Origin of the sequence: Variovorax sp. YR266 (genome assembly GCF_900107295.1) — a bacterium.
Classification (GTDB): Bacteria; Pseudomonadota; Gammaproteobacteria; order Burkholderiales; family Burkholderiaceae_C; genus Variovorax.
Genome location: NZ_FNPM01000003.1, coordinates 61,012 through 80,355 on the forward strand (window position 1 = coordinate 61,012; position 19,344 = coordinate 80,355).

Genomic DNA, 19,344 nt, shown 5'->3' on the forward strand with positions numbered 1-19,344 from the left:
GTCGGATCTCCTATGAAGCGCTGGTTTCCAGGGCACGGCGTGCCTTGGTGTCGATGCCGAGGTCGACGAAGTAGCGCTGCAGCAGCTCGCGGTCCACCGGGCGGATCGCCGCGCCGATGGCTTCGAGCTGTGCATGCGTGGCCGCGCCGCTGACCTGCGGCGGCGTGGCCGAGGTGTCGTAGCGGTCGAGAATCGCCAGCACCGCGGCAAGGTCGCGGTCCTGCCCCACGGCGAGCCGTGCATGCGCCCGCTCCAGCCAGGGCTCGAGCCCCACCGGTTCGAGCCGCATGCCAAGCCGCTCGAACACCGGCGGAATGTCGCGCACCCGCAGCGCCTCCTGGCTCATCAGGTGGAACACCTGGCCCCACGACGCCTGCTGGCCCGCAAGGCCGAGGATGGCGCGCGCCACGTCGTCCACCGGCGTCAGGTTGAGCGGCAGGTCCATGTCGGGAATCGCTTCCAGGTCGGCATAGAGATGCGCCACGCGCCAGATCAGGTCGTCGGCGTTGCAGATCGCGTGGGTGTGGTCGCCGGTGACCGCCCCCAGCCGGTAGATCGCGACCGGCATGCCGCGTGCCTGCGCCACGCGGGCCAGCGCATCGCCGACCCATTTGCTCTGGCTGTAGCCGTCGACCAGCCCGCTCCAGGAAGCAAGAGCCGACTGCTCGGTGACCGTGCCGTCCTTGTTGTTCTGGTCGATCACCGCCAGCGTCGAGACGTAATGCATGCTCTTGGGCCGGCCCTGCGACGTCCACTCGAGCAGCGTGACCACGCTGTCGACATTGGCGGGCTTCAGGCTGGCATAAGGATGCAGGAAGTCGACCTGCGCGGCGCAGTGGTAGATGGCGTCGCAGCCGTCGCGCACCAGTTGTACGGCGCTGTCGTCGAGGCCGAGCAGCGGCTTGCCGAGGTCGCCGGTGACGACCTTGATGCGCGTGTCGTTCCAGATCGCGCCGAGCTGGCGCTGGGCCAGCGTGAGCTTCAGGCGGCGCTTGCCCGCCTCTTCGTCGGCGGCGCGCACGTGGCAGACCACGCAGGCCGATGTGTCGCGCAGCAGCGCAGCCAGCAGGTGGCTGCCGACGAAGCCGCTGGCGCCGGTCAGGAACACGCGCTTTGCAGCCAGCGGCGGCGAAGCATCCTGGCTGCGGATGTGCGCGGGCAGATCGAGTTCGCGCGACAGGTCCAGCGCCTCGGCCGTGCCGGCAGAGTCGTCGAGCCACGCGGCGAGTTCGGCGACGGTCGGTCGGTTGTAGACCTCGGCGTGCGGGAAGTCCGCACGCACCTGCTGGCGGATGCGCATGCCGAGCTGGATGGCCATCAGCGAATGCCCGCCGAGCTCGAAGAAGTTGTCGTGGATGCCGACGCGTTCCAGGTGCAGCGTCTCGGCCCAGAGCACGGCCAGTTGCCTTTCTGTGGGCGTGCGGGGTTCAGCGTATGGCGCAGCGGCCTGCTGCTCGGGCGCCGGCAATGTCTTGCGGTCGAGCTTGCCGCTCTGGGTCAGCGGCAGGAACGGCAGGTGGACGAAGGCCGAGGGCACCATGTAGTCGGGCAGCGCCTTCGCCATGTGGGCGCGCAACTCGATCGGCTGCGGATCGGCCGCAGCGACCACGTAGGCCACGAGGCGCTTCTCGCCCGGCACGTCCTCGCGGACGATCACTGCCGCCTGCGTCACCAGCGGGTGCTGCAGCAGCACCGATTCGATTTCGCCCAGCTCGATGCGGAAGCCGCGGATCTTCACCTGCTGGTCGGCGCGGCCCAGGAAGTCGAGGCTGCCGTCGCTGCGCCAGCGCACCAGGTCGCCGCTGCGGTACATGCGGCTGCCGGGTTCGCCGAAGGGGTTGGCGATGAAGCGTTCGGCGCTGAGCAGCGGGCGGTTCAGGTAGCCGCGCGCTACCCCGTTGCCGGCGATGTAGAGCTCGCCCGCGACACCGGGTGGCACCGGCTGCAGGCTGTCGTCGAGCACGTACACCCGCGTGTTCCAGACCGGCTGGCCGATGGAGGGCTGCTCTTCGGCATTCATCGGCGCGCTCGTGCTCGCGCAGATGGTGATCTCCGTCGGGCCGTACGCATTGATCATGCGACGACCTTGCGACCAGCGCGCGGCCAGCGCGGCGGGGCAGGCATCGCCGCCCACCACCAGCGTCTGCAGATGCGGGAATTCGCCGTGCGGCAGGGTTGCCAGCGCAGCCGGCGGAATCAGCGCATGGCTCACGGCCTGGCGCTCGAGCAGCTCGGCCAGTTCCGTGCCCAGCAGCTGCTGTGGCGACGGCACCACCAGCGCGGCACCGGCGTGAAAGGCCATCAGCAGGTCCATCACCGAAGCGTCGAAGCCGCTGGAAGAGAACTGCAGCACGCGCGAGTCGTGGCCGATGGCAAAGCGCTGCGCCATCGATGCGCCAAGGCTGCTCAGGCCGGCATGCGGCACCACCACGCCCTTGGGCAGGCCGGTGGAGCCGGAGGTGTAGATGACGTAGGCGGCATCGCGCGCATCGACCGCTCGCGACTGCGACACGGGGTCGTCAGACTGGATCGCCAGTGCGGCGACCGTTTCGTCGCTGTCGAGCGCCAGGCAATGCGGAATGCCGGCCAGTTCCGGCAGCAGCGATGCATGGGTCAACACGCCCGCGGGTGCCGCCTCGCCGAACACGAAGGCGCTGCGCCCGGCCATGTGGTTCGGGTCGATGGGCAGGTAGGCCGCGCCTGCTTTCACGATGGCAAGGTGCGCCACGACGAGATCGAGCGAACGCGGCAACACCGTCGCAACGATGGCGTCGGCGCCGATGCCCCGGCCCCGCAGCAGGTGCGCAAGCCGGTTGGCCCGCACGTCGAGCGCGGCGTAGCTGACCGTCGCGTCGTCGAGCACCACCGCCGGCGCATGCGGACGCGCGGCGGCGTGCGACTCCACCATGGCGGCCAGCGAGAGCGGCGCGATGTCGAGCGTGCTGCCGCTCCAGTCGGCAAGCAGGCGTTGGCTTTCTTCGTCGCTCAGGATGTCCAGGCTGCCCAGCGCAGCGTCGGGCGCGTCGCAGGCCTGCTCCAGCAGGCGCACCAGTCGCGCCGCGATGGCTTCGACGGTGCTGCGGTCGAACAGGTCGGTGCTGTACTGGATGCCGCCGGCAATGCCCCCCGGCAGACCATCGGCGCCGCGCAGTTCGTCGAGGATGAAGGACAGGTCGAACTTGGCGGTGTCCACGGCCACCGGCTGCGGCGTGATCGACAGGCCGGGCAGGCTGAACGACAGCCGGTTGCCGCCCTGCTGGAATCCCAGCATGACCTGGAACAGCGGCAGGTTGGCGCCCGAGCGCTGCGGCCGCAGCAGTTCCACGATCCGGTCGTACGGGAACTCCTGGTTCGCATACGCGGCAAGGTTGGTGGCCCGCACCCGCGCGACGAGGTCGCGCAGGCCCGGCTGCCCCGAGGTGTCGGTGCGCAGCACCAGCGGGTTGACGAAGCAGCCGATCAGGTCGTCCAGCGCATGATCGCTGCGGCCGGCAACCGGCGTGCCGATGACGATGTCGTCTCCCGCGCCCAGCCGGTTCAGCAAGCCCGCGAGCGCGGCCTGCAGCACCATGAAGACGCTGGCCTGGCCGTCGCGCGCCAGTTGCAGCATGCGCTCGTGCACATGCGCCGGTATCTGCACCGGCACCACGTCACCGTGGTAGCTGGGAACGGCCGGGTGCGGACGGTCGACCGGCAGGCTCAGCCGCTCCGGCAGGTCGCGCAGGGTCTCGCGCCAGAACTCGCGCTGGCGGCCGGCCATGCTCTCGGCGTCGTCTTCGCTGCCGAGCAGTTCCTGCTGCCACAGCGCGTAGTCGGCATATTGCAGCGGCAGAGGCGACCAGCCGGGCGCCTTGCCTTCGCTGCGTGCGGCGTAGCCGATGCTCAGGTCACGCGCCAGCGGCAGCAGCGAGGCGCCATCGCCGACGATGTGGTGCGTCAGCAGCAGCAGCACGTGCTCGTCGGCGGCCAGCCTGAACAGATGGGGGCGCAAGGGGGCCGTGTTGCCGAGGTCGAAACCGAGGCGTGCCGCGGCGTGCAACTGGGCAGCGATCTCGTCTTCGCTGCTGTCGGCTTCGATCAGCAGCGCGCGCGCTTGTGCGCCATCGAGGATCTGCTGGTACGGCAGCCCGTCTTCGTTCGGGTAGATGGTGCGCAGGCTTTCGTGGCGCTGCACCAGGTCGTCCAGCGCGGCCTGCAGCGCATCGCGGTCGAGCACGCCCGAAAGGCGCAGGGCCAGCGGCATGTTGTAGGCCGGGTTCGAGTTCTCGAGCTGGTTCATCAGCCACAGGCGGCGCTGCGCGAACGACAGCGGAATGCGCGCCGGGCGCGGCATCGGCGTGAGGCTGGGCCGCGCCTGCGAGGCCTGGTCCAGCAGCTCCGCGAGGCCGGCGATGGTGGAGACCTGGAACAGCGTGTCCAGCGGCAGGTCGATCATGAACTGCTGGCGGATCATCGAGATCAGCTGCACGATCATCAGCGAGTGCCCGCCGAGCTCGAAGAAGTTGTCGTTGATGCCGACGCGCGGAAGGTGCAGCGTCTCGGCCCAGAGCCCCGCGAGGATGCGTTCGGTGGGCGTGCGAGGCGCGGCATAAGGCGTGGCCGCCTGCAGTTCGGGCGGCGGCAGCGCCTTGCGGTCGAGCTTGCCGCTCGGGCCCAGCGGCAAGGCCGGCATGCCGACGAAGGCCGAGGGCACCATGTACTCGGGCAGCGTTTGCGCGAGGTGGGTGCGCAGTTCGGCTGCCTGCGGGTCGGCCGCATCGGCCGCCACGACGTAGGCCACAAGGCGCTTCTCGCCCGGCACGTCTTCACGCGCGATCACCGCGGCCTGCGCGACTTGCGGATGCTGCAGCAGCGCCGATTCAATCTCGCCCGGCTCGATGCGCAGGCCGCGGATCTTCACCTGCTGGTCGGCACGGCCGAGAAAGTCCAGGCTGCCGTCGGCGCGCCAACGCGCGAGGTCGCCGGTGCGGTACATGCGGCTGCCGGGTTCGCCGTACGGGTTGGCAATGAAGCGCTCGGCGCTCAGCAGCGGGCGGTTCAGATAGCCGCGCGCCAGGCCGATGCCCGCGATGTACAGCTCGCCGGTCGTGCCGGGCGGCACCGGCTGCAGGCCGCTGTCGAGCACGTGCATCTGTGTGTTCCAGATCGGGCGGCCGATCGGAACGGTAGGAACGGTGGGAACGTTCTTCGACGACTGCTCGTCTTCGGGCGTGCGCGGGCACTCCCACGAGGTGACGTCGACAGCGGCCTCGGTCGGCCCGTAGAGGTTGTGCAACTCGCACGGCAGGATCTGCTGGAACTGCGATTGCAGCGCGGGCGACAAGGCCTCGCCGCTGCAGATCACGCGCCGCAGCGAGGTGCAATTGGCGGCCATGGGTTCGAGCAGGAAAACCTCCAGCATCGACGGCACGAAGTGGATCGTGGTGATGCCTTCGTCCGCGATCAGCCCCGCGAGGTATGCGGCGTCCTTGTGGCCGCCCGGCTTTGCCAGCACCAGCGTGGCGCCGTCGATCAGCGGCCAGAAGAATTCCCACACCGACACGTCGAAGCTCGACGGCGTCTTCTGCAGCACGCGGTCATCGGCCTGCAGGCCGTAGCGGTCCTGCATCCAGCGCAGGCGGTTGACGATGGCGCGGTGCGACACGACCGCGCCCTTCGGCTTCCCGGTCGAGCCCGAGGTGTAGATCACGTAGGCCGGGTGCGAGGGATCGATCGCGACGGCGGGGTCGGTTTCGGCGCAATTCGCCAGATCCGCAAACGTTTGCGCTACATCGAGCAGAAGTTTCGGGGCGTCTGCCGGCAGCGACTCCGCGAGCGCTGCGATGGTGACCAGGCACACCGGCTGCGCGTCGCCGAGCATGAAGGCGATGCGGTCCTGCGGAAAGTCCGGGTCGACGGGCAGGTAGGCGGCGCCGGTCTTCAGCGTGGCAAGCAAGGCCACCATCAGGTCCAGCGAACGCGGAATGGCCAGCGCCACGGTGCGCTCCGGGCCCGCGCCGCGTGCGCATAGCAGGTGCGCGAGGCGGTTGGCGCGCCGGTTGAGCTCGTCGTTGCGCATGTCCTCGCCGGCGAAGCGCAATGCGATGCCCTGCGGGTTGGCCGCAAGCTGTGCCTCGATCAACGCGGTGAGATGGGTGTCGGGCACCGCATGGGCCGTGTCGTTCCACGTCACCAGCAGTTGCTCGCGCTCGCTGGCTTGCAGCAGGTCGATGTGGCCGATGGCCTGGTCGGGCTGGCGGATCACTGCCGTCATGAAGGCAAGCAGCCGGCGCTGGTGATCGGCCAGCTCCTGCGCGGTGTAGACCGCCGGATTGGCGTCGAAGTCGATCTGCAGGTCCTGCCCGTTGCCGCGCTCGTACAGGAAGATGCCCAGGTCCTCTGCCGTGCCGTTGGACAGGTTGCGCGGCTTGGCGGCATGCCCGGCAAAGCGGAAGTCGTAGTCGAAGGGCTCGACGTTGACCACGGTGGTGAACAGCTGCCGGTTGTTGACCAGCATGTTCAGGTCGCTGCGCAGGTGCTCGTAGCGGTACGACTGGTGCCGCAATATCTGCCGCATCTGCCGGCCCACTTCGTTGATGAGCTCAGGCACCGGCAGGTCCGGGCGCATCGCGAGCCGCAGCGGCAATGCGTTCGCCACCATCGCGGGCACGCGCCGCATGCGGTCGTTGTGGCGCGCGGTGACGGGAATGCCGATCACCATGTCCTCGATGCCGGTGGCGCGGTACAGGTAGGCCGCGGTGGTGGCAATCAGGATCTGCGGCAGCGTGGTGCCCAGCTGCTGCGCGATGTCCGCCAGGGCCCGCACGCTGGCGGCCGGCAGGTGCGCCGTCTGGCGCAGCAGCCCGCCAACGTTGACCGAGCGATGCGAAGCAAGGCTCAGCGGATCGGGCGCGTCGCCGAAGCGTTCCGTCCAGTACTGGCGGTCGCGCGGGAAGCGGCCGGACTCGCGGTAGGCCTTCTCTTCCTCGGCCAGTTGCGAGATGGGCGCGATGCGCGAAGCCTCGGGCACCTCGGTGCCGTTGATGCGTGCGGTGTAGACATCGGCGAAGCGGCGCGCAACCAGGCCGCCGCCGAAGCCGTCGAGCACGATGTGATGGCTGCGGTGGTACCAGATGTGGCGCTCGGGCGCGATGCGGATCAGCGCGGACATCCAGAGCTGGTCCCGCGCCAGGTCATCCTTGCGGCTGAAGTCGGCGTGCATCCACGACTGCGCGGCGGCGGCCGGATCCTCTGCGCCGCTGAAATCCAGGTAAGGCATTTCGCGCATGAAAGCGGGCGCGACGATCTGGCGCGGCCCCTGCGGGGTGTCGGCAAAGCTCAGGCGCGTGGCCTCGGCTTCTTCGGTCACCTGCCGCATGGCGGCCATGAAGACGGCGGGATCGATCCAGCCGTCGATTTCTATAGCTTCGGCGAGATTGAAGTTGGTGTCGGGCGAGGCGAATTTCGCGCCGAGCCACATCGCCATCTGACCCGAGGTAAGGGCAGATGCGGCGCCCTGGGGATCGACCGTGCTCATGAACTTCTCCACGTCTTGAATTGAATCGGCAGCGATCGAATCCCTCAGAAAACAATCGCAAACTCCGAATCAATGTACAAGCTGTTTCAACAATTTCAGAGACAGCTTTCCGGGTGAAAACATTTCACGTGGAGCTTTGAGCGCGAAAGATTTCATCGCAAAGCGATCACCCAATTCGCGGTTTCCGGAATTGGGAATCTTTAGTCGTATTGCGGAAAAAAACCGCTACAAAAGCATGTTGCGGTGCAGCAACTTCTTCAGCGACGAGTAGGGTCTTCCCTCTGTTCGCCGCCTCACCGCTTGTCGAAATACGGAATGAAAACGCCGTTGGCGGCCACGCCCACCTGCTTGACCCAGTCCAGCGAGAAGTGCTCGCCAAGGCGCTGGAGATCACGGCTGAACAGGAAGGACACCTGCTCGATCTTCATGCCGTTGCGCCGCAATTCGTCCATGGAGCGTGCTGCTGCGGCAGCGCTGTTCGCCCAACCGCGCAATTCGGCGGCTGCAGCGGCGGCCTTCAACGCATCGCGCGAAGGCGCCTCGAGGGCGCTCCAGGCCTTGTCGTTGACGAACACGAGGTTCTTGGGAAACCAGGCATTGATCTCGTAGAAGAAGCGCATGGATTGCCACACCCGGCTCTCCACGCCCGTGACGGCGGAGGTCATCATGCAGTCGATGCGGCCGTCCGCCAGCGCCTTGTCGAGTTCGGTGGCCGGCACGTCGACGGGCACCGCCCCCATCAGCGTCGCGATGCGCGCGGTGGTGGCGTTGTAGGCACGCATCCGCATGCCGCGCAGGTCGCTCATCGCGCCGAGCGGCTTGGTCGAGTACAGGCCCTGCGGCGGCCACGCCACGGCGTAGAGCACGCGCAGCCCGCGCTCGGCGAAGGCCTGTTCGATCAGGGGACGCTGGATACGCCAGAGCCGTTGCGCGTCGGCATAGCTGCCGGTGATGAACGGGACGGAATCGGCGCCGGCCAGCGGCACGTCGGCAGCAAGGCTGCTCATGATGGCTTCGCCGGCCTCGATCTTGCCGTCCTGCACCGCCGCGCGGATGGCGTTCAGCGCGAACAGCGAATTGCCGGCGTGGATCTCGATGCGCAGTTGCCCTGCGGTCGCGAGCCCGACCTCCTTCGCCATGGCCAGCAGGTTGGCCGTGTGGAAGTTTTCCGACGGATAGCCGGTGGCCAGCCGCCACACCGTCGCCCCGGGAGCGGCAGATACGGCGGAAGAAAAGGCGCCCGAACCGCCCACCAGCAGTGCGAAGGTCCGGCGGGTGATGAGGGGCTGGCTCATGGCCTCAGCCGATGGTCGCGATGGCGGCGCCGGCCGCCACATAGCCGCCAGCGGCGACCGAGAACGCGATGCGTCCGGCGCGATGTGCGAGCACCTGCATTTCCATCTTCATCGCCTCCATCACGGCAATGACACTGCCCGCTGCGACCTCGTCGCCGTCAGCGACCTTCCAGCCCTGCACCGTGCCGGAGACCGGCGCGGCCACGGCTGCGGCGTCCACCACTGCTGCCGCTTCAACCGGTGCAGCGCCCCCGCCGCCAGCGGCCGCCGACAGCCCGCTCAGCAGCACGGCAGGCAGGCCCAGCGACATCCGCCGCCCATCCACCTCGATCGACGTGCGCAGCAGGGCCGCATCGGGCAACGGGTCCGGCCGCATAGCTGCGGCCTCGCCATTCGCAAAGTCGGTCTCGATCCAGCGCGTGTGCACCTTGAATGCATCGCCGGACACGAAGTCCGGGTGCGCCATCACGGCACGATGAAACGGCAGCACCGTGGGCAGGCCCTCGATGCGGAACTCCTTCAGCGCACGACGCGCCCGCGCAATGGCCTGCTCGCGCGTGGCGCCGGTGACGATGAGCTTGGCCATCAGCGAATCGAAAGTGCCCGGCACCTGCGAGCCGGTATCCACGCCAGCATCGACACGCACGCCGGGGCCCGAAGGCGCATCGAACACCTTGACCGGCCCGGGCGAAGGCATGAAGCCGCGCCCCACGTCCTCGGCGTTGATGCGGAACTCGAAGGCATGGCCGCGCGGCACCGGCGTCTGCCTGACCGACAAGGGCAGCCCCTCGGCAATGCGCAGCTGCTCGATCACGAGATCGATGCCCGTGGTTTCCTCGGTCACAGGGTGCTCCACCTGCAGCCGCGTGTTCACTTCGAGAAAAGAGATCGCACCGCTCGCGCTCAGCATGAACTCGACCGTGCCGGCGCCCGTGTAGCCGGCTTCCGCGCAGATGTCGCGCGCCGACTGGTGAATGCGTTCGCGCTGCTCGTCGCTCAGGAAGGGCGCGGGCGCCTCTTCCACCAGCTTCTGGTTGCGCCGCTGCAGCGAGCAGTCGCGCGTGCCGAGCACCACCACGTTGCCGTGCGTGTCGGCCAGCACCTGCGCCTCGACGTGGCGCGGGCGGTCGAGGAACTGCTCGACATAGCACTCGCCGCGGCCGAAGGCCGTTACCGCTTCGCGCACGGCCGATTCGTAGAGGCCTTCAACCTCGTCGAGCCGCCACGCCACCTTGATGCCGCGGCCACCGCCGCCGAACGCGGCCTTGATCGCGACCGGCAATCCGTGCTTCTCGGCGAAGGCAAGCACCTCGCCAGCGTTCTTCACCGGATCGGCCGTGCCCGCGACCAGTGGCGCGCCGACCTTCATCGCGAGCTTACGGGCCTGCACCTTGTCGCCCAGCATCGCGATCGCGGCCGGCGACGGGCCGACCCAGGTGAGGCCGGCGTCGATGACGGCCTGCGCGAACGCGGCGCTCTCCGAGAGAAAGCCGTAGCCCGGGTGCACCGCATCGGCGCCGCTGCGCGCGGCCACCGCCAGCAGCTTGCCGATGTTCAGGTAGGTGTCGGCGGGCTTGTTGCCATCCAGCCCGTAGGCCTCGTCGGCCATGCGAACGTGCAGCGCATTCAGGTCGGCGTCGGCATACACCGCGACCGATTGCACGCCGTGGTCGGCACAGGCGCGTGCGATGCGCACGGCAATTTCGCCGCGGTTGGCGATCAGGAGTTTTTTCATCGGGAGGCTCTCACGGTGCAAGGGTTTCGACGAAGCCGGCGTCGGCCATCGGCCTGAAGCGGACGCGCGCATTCACGGGAATCTGCCCCGCGCGGTCGAGGTGGTGGGTGGCGACGGAGGCGATCACGGGATAGCCGCCGGTCAGCGGATGGTCGGCCAGGAACAGCACGGGCTGGCCGCTGGGCGGCACCTGGATCGAGCCGCGCGCCGTGCCCTCGCTGGGCAGCTCCGCGTGATTGGCGCGTGCCAGCGGCACCTCGCCCGCGAGCCGGATGCCGACGCGGTTCGATTGCGGCGTGACCACCCACGGCTGGCTGCACAGAAGCTCGACCGCATCGGGCGTGAACCAGTCGGTACGCGGGCCGAACACGATATCGAGCACGACTTCTTCCGGCACGGTGGGCAGGTCCGCCGGCGGCGTTTCGGGCGCACCGACCACGGCGCCGGTGGCGACCGCGCGCACGGGCAGCACGTCGCCCGTGGCAATGGCTGGCGGGCCGACGCGGGCCAGCGTGTCGGTCGAGAGACTGCCCAGCACGGGCGCGATGTCGAAGCCGCCGCGCACGGCGATGTAGCTGCGGATGCCGGCCTGCGGCTCGCCGAGCGCAAGCACGTCGCCATCGGCCAGCGCGATGGGCTGGTAGCGCGGCAGCGGCCACTTCGCGCCATCGGCACGGGTCAGCATGACGGGGCCGTCAGCGCCGGTGATGGCGACCACCGCGTCGCCACGGCAGGCGAACTGGAAGCCGCCATAGGCAATCTCCATGCAGGCCATGTCCGATGCGTTGCCGACCAGCCGGTTGGCCGCCTGCAGCGATCGCTGGTCCATCGCGCCGGAGGCCGACACGCCCTGCCCGGCCTGGCCATGCCGGCCGCCGTCCTGCAGCAGTGCCTGCAGGCCCGCAGCGCGAATCTCGAAGGCGCAGCCGCCTTCCACAGCAGCGGGCTGCGAAGGCGCGGATGCCACGGTCACAGGCACAGCCTGCGGCAATCCGGTGACATCCACGAAGCGCACCGTGTCGCCCGGCTGCAGCAGCGCCGGCGTCTCGCGCGCCAGGTCCCACATCGGCGCATCGGTGATGCCGATGATCTGCCAGCCGCCAGGGCTGGCCTGCGGATAGACGCCGCTGAAGCTGCCCGCAAGGCCGACCGCGCCCGCCGGAATGCGCGTGCGCGGCACCGTGCGGCGCGGCACGTTCAGGCTCGGGTGCCCGCCCGAGAGATAAGCAAAGCCCGGCGCGAAGCCGGTGAAGGCGACGGTGTAGTCGCTGCCGGTGTGGCGGCGAACCACCTCCTCGGGCGTGATGCCCAGCAGACCGGCCACCTCGGCCAGGTCTTCACCGTCGTAGCGCACGGGAATCTCGATGCGCTTGTCGATGCGCGTCTCGCGCGCGTCGAGGCTGCGCCCGCCGACCTGCCGCACCAGTTCATCGGCCGTGATGGCGGCCGGGCGGAAAGTGATCAGCAACGTGCGCGCCGCAGGCACCAGTTCTTCGATGCCCGCGATGGGTTCGGCGCGCAGCGAGGCCAGCAGCGCGAGGGTTTGCGGCAGGTCGTCGAGTTCGACCAGCACGGCGTTCAAATTGACCGGCAGGAAGCGCATCGTCATGCGGCTGAATCCACGAAGGAGCGGATCGTCACGCCTGCCTGTTCGAGCCGCGCGCGCACCTGCCGCGCCATCTCGACCGCGCCCGGGCTGTCGCCGTGCACGCAGACCGATTCGGCCTCGATGCGCACCGTGCTGCCGTCGATGGCCGTGACCACGCCGTCGGTGGCCAGCCGCAGCATGCGCGCGGCCACTTCGTCGGCGTCGTGCAGCACGGCGCCGGGTTCGCGGCGCGACACCAGCGTGCCCTGCGGCGTGTAGGCGCGGTCGGCAAAGGCTTCGGCCACGGCGCGCAGGCCTTCGCCGCGCGCCCAGCCCAGCAGCGGCGAGCCCGCCAGCGCCACCAGGCACAGGCCGGGGTCGATCTCGCGGATGGCAGCGATCACGTCGCGCGCCTGGCGCTCGTCGTGGGCGATGGTGTTGTAGAGCGCGCCATGCGGCTTCACGTAGCGCACGGTGGTGCCGGCGGCGGCGGCAAGGCCTTTGAGTGCGCCGATCTGGTAGATGATGTCGGCGCGCAGGTCGGCGCTGTCGACGTCCATGTTGCGGCGCCCGAAGCCCACCAGGTCGCGGTAGGCTACGTGAGCGCCGACGGCAACGCCCCGCTCCTTCGCCTGGCGCAGCGTGCGCAGAATGCCGGCCGGGTCGCCCGCATGGAAGCCGCAGGCCACATTGGCGCTGCTCACGAGGGAAAGCATGGCGGCGTCGTCGCCCATGCGCCAAACGCCAAGGCTCTCGCCGAGGTCGCTGTTCAAGTCGATGTTCATCGTTGGTCCCAGGGTCATCAATGCAGGCGGCCGGCGGTCTCGCGCACGTCGTCGCGCACGGTGAGCGCGGTGCGTATCGCCACGCGGAAGGCTTCGACCTGCGTGGCCAGCGCCATGCTGGCAACGCCCGGCTTGGAGGCCGCCTGCTCGGGCAGGTAGGGCACGTGGATGAATCCGCCGCGCGTGTGCGCGAGCGCTGGGCTCGTCGCGATGCGGTGCATCAGTGCGTAGAAGATGTGGTTGCACACGAAGGTGCCGGCAGTGTTGGAAACCGCCGATGGCAGCCCTGCCGCGCGCATGTCGCGCACCATGGCCTTGATGGGAAGCGTCGAGAAGTAGGCCGCCGGCCCACCCGCGACCACCTCGGTGTCGATGGGCTGGTAGCCCGCGTTGTCGGGAATGCGCGCGTCGTCGACGTTCAGCGCCGCGCGCTCCAGCGAGATCTCGGTGCGCCCGCCCGCCGCGCCGATGCACAGCACCAGCCGTGGCGCCGGCCCCACCAGCGCCTCGTCGAGCGTGTCGATGGCGCGGCCGAACACGCAGGGCAGCTGCACCGCCTGCACCACGGTGCCTTCGCAGGCCCAGCCGTCGAGCGAGCGAGCGATTTCCCACGCGGGGTTGACGGGATCGTTCTCGAAAGGCTCGAAGCCCGCGAGCAGCACGCGGGGCGCCGCGCCATCGGTGGTCTTCGTCATGCTCGGCGCCTCAGCGGAACATCAGGAAGTACATCAGGAAGATGTTGACCACCAGCAGCGCGGCCGCGGTCGGTATCTGCACCTTGATCACCGCGTTCTTGTCGGGCAGCTCCAGCAGCGCCGCCGGCACGATGTTGAAGTTGGCCGCCATCGGCGTCATCAGCGTCCCGCAGTAGCCCGAGAACATGCCGATGGCCGCCATCACCGCCGGGTCGCCGTGGTACACGCCCACCAGCACCGGCACGCCGACGCCGCCCGTCATCACCGGGAAGGCCGCGAAGCCGTTGCCCATGATGATGGTGAAGAGCGCCATGCCCAGCACGTACACCGCAACGGCGACGAAGCGGATGTCCATGTTGATGTAGCTCGTGGTGATGTACGCCACGGCCTTGCCCACGCCCGCGTCGGAGAACACCAGGCCCAGCATGCCCAGCATCTGCGGCAGCACCACGGCCCAGCCCAGCGCGTCGGTCAGGCGGCGCGACTCGCGCATGCCCTGCACCGGCGTCTCGCGCGTCAGCCAGCAGGCCAGCGCCAGCGCCACCACGCAGCCCACGCCCAGGCTCACCAGCGTGGTGTTCTTGGGGTCGAGCAGGAAGGCGTCGCCGATCTTCACCTTGCTCATCAGCACGGTGCCGATCACCGTGACCAGCGGAATCGCCAGCGCCGGCATGAAGAGCTTGTTGCCCAGGCGCCTGGCGCTGGTTTCGTACTCGGCCGGCGTGGGCTCCTTGTGCTTGCCCGCGCCGACGCCGCGCAGGCCGGCAATGACGGCCATGCCGATGGCGCCCACGCCGACCCAGGCGGGCGGCAGCTTGTCGCCGACCAGGAAGACCAGCGAATAGAGCCCCCAGAACAGCGCACTGGTGTAGCGCTTGGGGTGCTGGCGGTCGGCCAGCGTCATGACTGCCGTGATCGCGAGGATCAGGCCGACCAGGATGTAGAGGTGCTGGATCGAGAGAATCATGATCAGCGGCCTTCCTGCGTGGCCGGAACGGCGGGCGCATCGGACGCCGGTGCGCCGCCCAGTTCACGTGCCAGCGACTGGTCGAGCCGGCGCAGGCGCCAGGCGTGGATGATGAAGGCGGCAATCGCGGTCGGGATGCCCCACAGCGCGATGTGCAGCGGCTCGACGTCGATGCCGGCCTCGTGCAGGAAGGTGCTCATCAGCACGATGGCGCCGAAGGCCACGAAGATGTCTTCGCCGAAGAACAGGCCCACGTTGTCGGTGGCCGCCGCATAGGCGCGCAGCTTGTGGCGGATGCGGTCGGGCAGCTTGCCGTAGCGGGTTTCGGTGGCGCCTTCGGCCATGGGAGCGAGCAGCGGGCGAACCATCTGCGGGTGGCCGCCCAGGCTGGTCAGGCCAACTGCCGCCGTGAGTTCGCGCGCCGCGAGGTAGACGATCAGCAGGCGCCCGGCGGTGGCCGACTTGATGCGGCTGATCCAGTTCTGCGCGTGCTGGCGCAGGCCGTGGCGCTCGAGCAGCCCGATCACCGCCAGCGGCAGAAGAATGATCAGCGGCAGGTTGCGGGTCTTGATGAACCCGGTGCCGATGGCCGTGAGGATCGCCATCGGGCCGAAGCCCGCGGCGATCGCCGTGGCGATGGCCGTGACGATCACCACCAGCATCGGATTGAAGCGCAGGATGAAGCCCGCAATGATCACGGCGACGCCGATCAGCGGCCACAGATGAGGGATGTCAGGAGTCATGTTGGTCTTTCGGTTCTGGATTCGGAGACACCTTGCGCGGGGGCGCCGGCAAGCCGCTTCTTGCAAACTGCGTGCCAATGAATGAGCAATTCAAATCACCTGAATCACTCATTTCTCATAAATTGTTGAACAATTTGTACGAGTGTGCCCAACAACAGTGCCTGATTGACCCCATGAAAACCCTGAGCGTGTCAACACTTGGTGCATCGGGCGGCGGCCGCGCGGGTGCCGTCCGGCGGGGAAAACCTGCTACAAACGCCCGGACTCCCCGCTCCTTCCACCCTCTCCCGGCATGACTCCACTGGCCTCCCCGACTTCACCTGCCTCGCCAGCCGCCGGCGCGCAGACGCTCAACGACAGGGTTGCGGAGCTCATCCGCCAGAAGATCGTGAAGGGCGAGTTCTCGCCGGGGCAGCGGCTGTCGGAGGCCGCGCTGGCCGACAGCTTCGAGATTTCGCGCAACACCCTGCGCGAGGTGTTCCGCACGCTGACCAAGGAAGGGCTGCTCAAGCACGCGCCGAACCGCGGCGTGTTCGTGGCGGTGCCGAGCATCGCGTCGATCATCGACATCTACCGGGTGCGCCGCCTCATCGAATGCCAGGCGCTGGCGCAGGCCTACCCGCGCCACCCAGCCAAGAAGCACATGCGCGAGGCGGTGGAAATGGCCCTGAAATGCCGCGACGCAGGCGACTGGCTGGGCGTGGGCACAGCCAACATGGAGTTCCACAAGGGCATCGTGGAGCTGGCCGACAGCGAGCGGCTGAACGTGCTGTTCGCGCACATCCTCGTCGAGCTTCGGCTGGCCTTCGGCCTGCTCAAGGACCCGGAGTTCCTGCACGCGCCCTATGTGGACATGAACACGAAGCTGCTCGAACTCATCGAGGCCGGCAAGTTCGCCGAGGGCTCGGCGTCCCTCAACGACTACCTTATTCACTCCGAGCGCATCGTGCTCGCGGTCTACGCGCGGCAGATGCCGGAAAGCGGCATCGACAACTAGGCAGCCGCCAGTTCGAGCTTCATGCCCTCGTGCGTGGCCTCGAACCCCAGGCGCTCGCGCGCTGCGCCGAGCACGTCGTCGGCCAGCATGGCGGTGATGGCGGGGAGATCGACCTGCACGGCCTTGCGTATCTTCAGAGGGGAATTCGTTGTCATGGCATTCGCCGCGGCTTTCTCGGGATGAGCTGAAATAATGGCAGCCCCTGCAACGCCCCGCCGACGGACCCGCCATGACCCTGTCTGCCTACCTGCTCTTCCTGCCGGCCTGCTTCGCCATCAACATGGCTTTCGGCCCCAACAACCTGCTGTCGGTGACCAACGGCGCAAAGCACGGCGTGTCGCCGGCGGTGATCGCGGCCAGCGGCCGGCTGGTGGCCTTCGCGATCATGATCGCCATCGCGGGGCTGGGCATGGGCGCGGTGCTGGTGGCGTCGGAGCTGGCCTTCGACGTCATCAAGTACATCGGTGCGGCGTATCTCGTGTGGATCGGCATCCGCCTGCTGCGCGCCCCGGCGCCGACGGCCGAGGTGCAGGCGCGCGACGCATCCGCGCCGCCCTCCATGCGCGCGCTTGCGCGGCAGGAGTTCACCGTGGCGGCGGGCAACCCGAAGGCCATCCTGGTGTTCACCGCCTTCTTTCCGCAGTTCGTGGTGCCCGGTGCCTACGCCTCCAGCTACATGCTGCTGGGCGTGACCTTCCTGGTGTTCGAGCTGGTCGCGATCGCGCTCTACGCGATGCTCGGTGCGCGCATGCGCCGGCTGGCCGATGGCAGCCGTGCGATGCGCTGGTTCAACCGGGTGAGCGGCAGCATGATGGTCGGCTTCGGCCTCATCCTGGCCTTCACGCGCCGTCCTGCAGCCTGATCTTCCTCAGGCCTTCAGGTACTCGGCCTTGGTGCCGAGCCAGCGGTCGATGTGGCGCTGGGCCAGGTCGGGATGCTTGCGGAGCATGACCGGCGCGAGCTCACGGGCCCAGTCGAGCAGCAGCGTGTCGGTCGTGAGGTCGGCAAAACGCAGCAGCGGTGCGCCCGACTGCCGCGCGCCAAGGAATTCGCCGGGCCCTCGAATCTCCAGGTCGCGCCGGGCGATCTCGAAGCCGTCGCTGGTCTCGGCCATCGCCTTGAGCCGCGCACGCGCCGCCTCGCCGACGCGGCCGCTGTCGCCCGGCGCATAGAGCAGCACGCAGGCCGAGGCCGCCGCGCCGCGCCCCACGCGGCCGCGCAGCTGGTGCAGCTGCGAGAGGCCGAAGCGCTCGGCATGTTCGATCACCATCAGCGAGGCATTGGGCACGTCGACGCCCACTTCGATCACGGTCGTGCTCACCAGCACCTGGATTTCATTGGCGGTGAATGCGGCCATCACCGCCTGCTTCTCGGCCGTGGGCATGCGCGAATGCAGCAGGCCGACCTGGATGGGATCGCCCAGCGTCTCGGCCAGTTCGTCGCGCGTCTCGGTCGCGTTGCGCAGGTCGACCGCTTCGCTCTCCTCGATCAGCGGACACACCCAGTACACCTGCCGGCCCTGCGCGATCTGCGCATGGATGCGGTCGATGACTTCATCGCGCCGGTGGTCGGCCACCAGCTTGGTGACGATGGGCGTGCGGCCCGGCGGAAGCTCGTCCAGCGTCGACACGTCGAGGTCGGCGTAGTAGCTCATCGCGAGCGTGCGGGGGATGGGCGTGGCGCTCATCATCAACAGATGCGGCTCCAGGTGCCCGCCGGCCTTGCCGCGCAAGGCCAGGCGCTGCGCCACGCCGAAGCGATGCTGCTCGTCGATGATGGCCAGCGCGAGGTTCTTGAAACGCACCTTCTCCGAGATGACCGCGTGGGTGCCGATGACCAGCGCCGCCTCGCCGCTTTCGACGGCGGCGGACATCCCATCGCGCTCCTTTTTCTTCTGGCTGCCCGTGAGCCACGCCACGCGCAGGCCGCGCTCGGCCAGCAACGGATCGAGCCAGCCGACCAGCTTGCCGAAATGCTGCGCCGCGAGGATTTCGGTGGGGGCCATCAGCGCACACTGAAAACCCGCGTCGATGCAGCGCGCCGCCGCGAGCGCCGCCACCACGGTCTTGCCCGAGCCCACGTCGCCCTGCAGCAGGCGGTGCATCGGTATCTCGCGGCCCAGGTCGCGCGTGATCTCTTCGCCCACGCGCTGCTGCGCGCCGGTAAGGCCGAAGGGCAGCACCGCGAGCAGCTGCGCGTGCAGCGAAGTCGCGACCGGCTCGGCAGGCGCGGGCAGCACCGGCGCACGCTGCGCCGCGCGCTCAAGCCGGGCCTGCAGCTGCGACAGCTGCTGCGCGAGCAGTTCCTCGGCCTTGATGCGCTGCCAGGCCGGATGGCTGTGGTCTTCGAGCGTGGCCATCGCCACGTCGGGCGTCGGGTAGTGCAGGAAGCTCAGCGAGGCGCGCAGGTCCCACGCACCGCGCAGGCCGATCTGCACGGGAATCGTCTCGTCGAGCACCGCACGGGCAAGGCCCGAACGCACCTCGCGCCGCAGCACAGGCTGCGCCAGCCCGGCCACGGTCGAATACACCGGCGTGAGCGCATTCGGCAGCGCGGTGCCGGCCGCCTTCACGGTCGGATGCATCATCTGCCGCCCCACGAAACCGCCGCGCATCTCGCCCCGCACGCGCACCCGCGCGCCGATCGCCAGCTGCTTCTGCTGCGAGGGATAGAAGTTGAAGAAGCGCAGCTGGCAGGTGTCGCTGCCGTCGTCGATGGTCGCCAGCAACTGGCGGCGCGGGCGGTACACCACCTCGCATTCGGTGACGACGCCTTCGACCTGCGCCATGTCGCCGTCACGCGTGTCGGCGAGCCGCACGATGCGCGTCTCGTCCTCGTAGCGCATCGGCAGGTAGAGCGCGAAGTCGATGTCGCGCACGAGGCCGAGCTTGCGCAGCGCGCGCTGCACGAGGCTCAGGCCCGAACCTGGTGCCGCCGGTGCCGCAGGCGCGGCTGCGGTCTTTTCGGGCGGTTCGGGCTTGGACGCGGCGGGCATGGGACAATTCTGCCCGGCTCCCGCCCTG

General features: G+C 68.8%; 12 protein-coding genes. 2 read left to right on the forward strand and 10 right to left on the reverse strand.

Annotated features, from left to right (window positions below; all coding sequences use genetic code 11):
* Positions 1 to 10: 10 nt before the first annotated feature.
* The 8 genes from BLW48_RS09460 to BLW48_RS09495 form a co-directional block, all read right to left on the reverse strand.
* Positions 11 to 7,516: a non-ribosomal peptide synthetase gene (locus BLW48_RS09460; RefSeq protein ID WP_093174890.1), complete on the reverse strand. Its 7,506-nt coding sequence runs from the start codon at positions 7,514 to 7,516 to the stop codon at positions 11 to 13.
* 293 nt (positions 7,517 to 7,809) lie between these two features.
* Positions 7,810 to 8,811 carry a TRAP transporter substrate-binding protein gene (locus BLW48_RS09465; RefSeq protein ID WP_093174249.1) on the reverse strand — a complete coding sequence of 334 codons (1,002 nt, stop codon included), beginning with the start codon at positions 8,809 to 8,811 and terminating at the stop codon, positions 7,810 to 7,812.
* A gap of 4 nt (positions 8,812 to 8,815) precedes the next feature.
* On the reverse strand, positions 8,816 to 10,546 hold the full coding sequence (locus BLW48_RS09470) for an acetyl/propionyl/methylcrotonyl-CoA carboxylase subunit alpha (RefSeq protein ID WP_093174251.1): 1,731 nt from the start codon (positions 10,544 to 10,546) through the stop codon (positions 8,816 to 8,818).
* Positions 10,547 to 10,556: 10 nt separating this feature from the next.
* The gene (locus BLW48_RS09475) at positions 10,557 to 12,149 is read right to left on the reverse strand and encodes a 5-oxoprolinase subunit B/C family protein (protein ID WP_093174893.1); all 1,593 of its coding nucleotides are present in this window, start codon (positions 12,147 to 12,149) and stop codon (positions 10,557 to 10,559) included.
* Positions 12,150 to 12,151: 2 nt separating this feature from the next.
* Positions 12,152 to 12,919, reverse strand: coding sequence for a LamB/YcsF family protein (locus tag BLW48_RS09480; RefSeq protein WP_093174253.1), 768 nt, complete (start codon positions 12,917 to 12,919; stop codon positions 12,152 to 12,154).
* A gap of 17 nt (positions 12,920 to 12,936) precedes the next feature.
* The gene (gene pcp / locus BLW48_RS09485; protein WP_093174256.1) at positions 12,937 to 13,614 is read right to left on the reverse strand and encodes a pyroglutamyl-peptidase I; all 678 of its coding nucleotides are present in this window, start codon (positions 13,612 to 13,614) and stop codon (positions 12,937 to 12,939) included.
* Positions 13,615 to 13,624: 10 nt separating this feature from the next.
* Positions 13,625 to 14,581: a DUF979 domain-containing protein gene (locus BLW48_RS09490; protein ID WP_093055462.1), complete on the reverse strand. Its 957-nt coding sequence runs from the start codon at positions 14,579 to 14,581 to the stop codon at positions 13,625 to 13,627.
* A gap of 2 nt (positions 14,582 to 14,583) precedes the next feature.
* The gene (locus tag BLW48_RS09495; protein WP_093055460.1) at positions 14,584 to 15,324 is read right to left on the reverse strand and encodes a DUF969 domain-containing protein; all 741 of its coding nucleotides are present in this window, start codon (positions 15,322 to 15,324) and stop codon (positions 14,584 to 14,586) included.
* Between the two features lie 292 nt (positions 15,325 to 15,616).
* Between BLW48_RS09495 and BLW48_RS09500 the strand changes: the two genes are divergently transcribed.
* On the forward strand, positions 15,617 to 16,321 hold the full coding sequence (locus BLW48_RS09500; RefSeq protein ID WP_093055458.1) for a GntR family transcriptional regulator: 705 nt from the start codon (positions 15,617 to 15,619) through the stop codon (positions 16,319 to 16,321).
* Here BLW48_RS09500 and BLW48_RS35600 read toward each other — a convergent pair.
* Positions 16,318 to 16,476 (reverse strand): hypothetical protein, encoded by a 159-nt coding sequence (locus BLW48_RS35600; RefSeq protein ID WP_218137500.1) that lies wholly within the window; start codon positions 16,474 to 16,476, stop codon positions 16,318 to 16,320. The genes BLW48_RS09500 and BLW48_RS35600 overlap by 4 nt on opposite strands.
* A gap of 74 nt (positions 16,477 to 16,550) precedes the next feature.
* Here BLW48_RS35600 and BLW48_RS09505 point away from each other — a divergent pair, with 74 nt between their 5' ends.
* On the forward strand, positions 16,551 to 17,183 hold the full coding sequence (locus tag BLW48_RS09505; protein ID WP_093174258.1) for a LysE family translocator: 633 nt from the start codon (positions 16,551 to 16,553) through the stop codon (positions 17,181 to 17,183).
* A gap of 6 nt (positions 17,184 to 17,189) precedes the next feature.
* Here the strand turns inward: BLW48_RS09505 and recG are convergent, their stop codons facing one another.
* Positions 17,190 to 19,316, reverse strand: coding sequence for an ATP-dependent DNA helicase RecG (gene recG, locus BLW48_RS09510; protein WP_093174260.1), 2,127 nt, complete (start codon positions 19,314 to 19,316; stop codon positions 17,190 to 17,192).
* Positions 19,317 to 19,344: the final 28 nt, after the last annotated feature.

Excerpts from the sequence above, each read along its gene's own strand:
- BLW48_RS09460 (WP_093174890.1), bottom strand. The coding sequence starts at position 7,516 with ATGAGCACGGTCGATCCCCAGGGCGCCGCATCTGCCCTTACCTCGGGT.
- BLW48_RS09465 (WP_093174249.1), bottom strand. The coding sequence starts at position 8,811 with ATGAGCCAGCCCCTCATCACCCGCCGGACCTTCGCACTGCTGGTGGGC.
- BLW48_RS09470 (WP_093174251.1), bottom strand. The coding sequence starts at position 10,546 with ATGAAAAAACTCCTGATCGCCAACCGCGGCGAAATTGCCGTGCGCATC.
- BLW48_RS09475 (WP_093174893.1), bottom strand. The coding sequence starts at position 12,149 with ATGCGCTTCCTGCCGGTCAATTTGAACGCCGTGCTGGTCGAACTCGAC.
- BLW48_RS09480 (WP_093174253.1), bottom strand. The coding sequence starts at position 12,919 with ATGAACATCGACTTGAACAGCGACCTCGGCGAGAGCCTTGGCGTTTGG.
- pcp (WP_093174256.1), bottom strand. The coding sequence starts at position 13,614 with ATGACGAAGACCACCGATGGCGCGGCGCCCCGCGTGCTGCTCGCGGGC.
- BLW48_RS09490 (WP_093055462.1), bottom strand. The coding sequence starts at position 14,581 with ATGATTCTCTCGATCCAGCACCTCTACATCCTGGTCGGCCTGATCCTC.
- BLW48_RS09495 (WP_093055460.1), bottom strand. The coding sequence starts at position 15,324 with ATGACTCCTGACATCCCTCATCTGTGGCCGCTGATCGGCGTCGCCGTG.
- BLW48_RS09500 (WP_093055458.1), top strand. The coding sequence starts at position 15,617 with ATGACTCCACTGGCCTCCCCGACTTCACCTGCCTCGCCAGCCGCCGGC.
- BLW48_RS35600 (WP_218137500.1), bottom strand. The coding sequence starts at position 16,476 with ATGACAACGAATTCCCCTCTGAAGATACGCAAGGCCGTGCAGGTCGAT.
- BLW48_RS09505 (WP_093174258.1), top strand. The coding sequence starts at position 16,551 with ATGACCCTGTCTGCCTACCTGCTCTTCCTGCCGGCCTGCTTCGCCATC.
- recG (WP_093174260.1), bottom strand. The coding sequence starts at position 19,316 with ATGCCCGCCGCGTCCAAGCCCGAACCGCCCGAAAAGACCGCAGCCGCG.